The sequence below is a fragment of the Pseudomonas sp. R62 genome (assembly GCF_000257605.1).
GTDB lineage: Bacteria > Pseudomonadota > Gammaproteobacteria > Pseudomonadales > Pseudomonadaceae > Aquipseudomonas > Aquipseudomonas atacamensis.
Genome location: NZ_JH635999.1, coordinates 1,370,699 through 1,372,433, shown reverse-complemented (window position 1 = coordinate 1,372,433; position 1,735 = coordinate 1,370,699). Strand labels below are relative to the sequence as shown.

Sequence of the window (1,735 nt, the reverse complement as noted above, 5' to 3'; positions counted from 1 at the left end):
ATCGTCGGCATCATTGCCAGTTACCTGCAACAGACCGGCCGTGGTCAATGGATGCCAGCCGTGTGGATCGGCGTTTTCCTCGCTGCCGCCCTTGCTCTGCTGGTCGGCGGTGGTCTGGAGCTGGTGAGCGCTGAATTCCCGCAGAAGCAGCAGGAGTTGTTCGAAGGCGTGGTCGGTCTGGTCGCCGTGGGCATTCTCAGTTCGATGGTGTTCTGGATGCGCAAGGTCGCGCGGTCGATCAAGCACTCGCTGCAAGCCTCGCTGGATCAAGCTCTGACGCAATCCAGGCATCAGGTGATTGCATTGATTGGCATGGTCTTCTTCGCTGTTGCTCGCGAAGGTCTGGAGACGGTGTTCTTCCTGCTCGCCGTGTTCCAGCAAAGCGAAGGCCCGGGCGCGCCGATTGGCGCCCTGCTCGGCCTGGTCCTGGCGGTGATCGTCGGTTTCCTGATCTACAGCGGCAGCATGCGCCTCAATCTCTCGGCGTTCTTCAAGTGGACCGGATTGTTCATCCTCGTGGTCGCCGCCGGGATTCTCGCCAACTCGGTGCAGGCGCTGCATGAAGCCGGGCTATGGAATCACCTGCAAACGGTGTTGTTCGACTTCAGCGCGACGCTGCCGATGGACGGCCCGCTGGGCTCGGTGCTGGCCGGCATGTTCGGTTATCAGGATGCGCCGACCGTCAGCACCTTGGGCGCGTACCTGATTTATCTGCTGCTGGCACTGGTGATGTTCTTCATGCCCGCGCCTCGCCAGGCGACGCCAACCACTTCCGTTTCCAGCCAATAAGGCCCTTCATGTCTACTACCCAAACCCCTCCGGCCCTGCGTTGGGCGCTGGCCGGCTCGGTGCTGCTGATGGTCGCCGCCGGCGGGCTGTTCTGGTACGCCTCGAACATGGCCGCCGCCAAGCGTCAGCACAACCACGACGAAATCGTCGTCAACATCCATCCACACAGTTGCGAGCCGAACGCACTGACGGTGCCGGCCGGCCGCGCCAGTTTCCGCATCGTCAACCGCTCCGAGCGTGCGGTCGAGTGGGAAATTCTCGACGGCGTGCTGGTGGTCGAAGAGCGGGAAAACATCGCGCCGGGCCTGAGCCAGGTGATCAACGCCAACCTGCAACCGGGCGACTATGCGATCACCTGCGGCTTGCTCAGCAACCCGCGCGGCACCTTGCACGTGACGCCGACGGCCGCTTCCGATGCCGCCGCCAAGGCCAAGCCGTCGATGGTGGCGTTCGTCGGGCCGCTGTCGGAATTTCGCGTGTATCTGGCCGTTCAGGGCAGCGCGTTGATCAAAGCGGCGACGGCGCTGAATCAGGCGATCGCCAGTGGCGATCTGGCGCAGGCGCAAGCGTTGTACCTGCCGGCGCGTGCCGCTTATCAGCGTCTGGCGCCGGCGGCGCAGCGCCTGGCCGAGCTGGACAACCACATCAATGCCCGCGCCGATTATTTCGAAAAGCGCGAGCAGGATCCGGCGTTCGTCGGTTTCCATCGCCTCGAATACGCGCTGTTCCAGCAGCGCAATCTCGACCATGTCACGCCGATTGCCCAGCGCTTGCTCGCAGATGTCACCACCCTCAAGCAGCAGTTGCTCGCGCAGTCGCTGCCGCCGGAGCAACTGGTCAGCATCCTCGTGCGCAACCTCAACAGCCTCGCCGAGGTGCGCGCCGGCAGCGGCGAAGAGGAACGCTACAGCCACAGCGACCTCAACGGTTTCGCCGCCAACACGCA

Annotated in this window: 2 protein-coding genes; both read left to right on the top strand. The window is 63.7% G+C overall.

Going from position 1 to position 1,735, the window contains the following annotated elements:
- On the top strand, window positions 1-789 hold a 789-nt coding region (gene efeU / locus OQK_RS24320), incomplete at its 5' end, for an iron uptake transporter permease EfeU (RefSeq protein ID WP_050977874.1).
- 8 nt (window positions 790-797) lie between these two features.
- Window positions 798-1,735 (top strand): iron uptake system protein EfeO (gene efeO / locus OQK_RS24315; protein WP_038861685.1); only part of this gene is annotated, 938 nt, incomplete at its 3' end.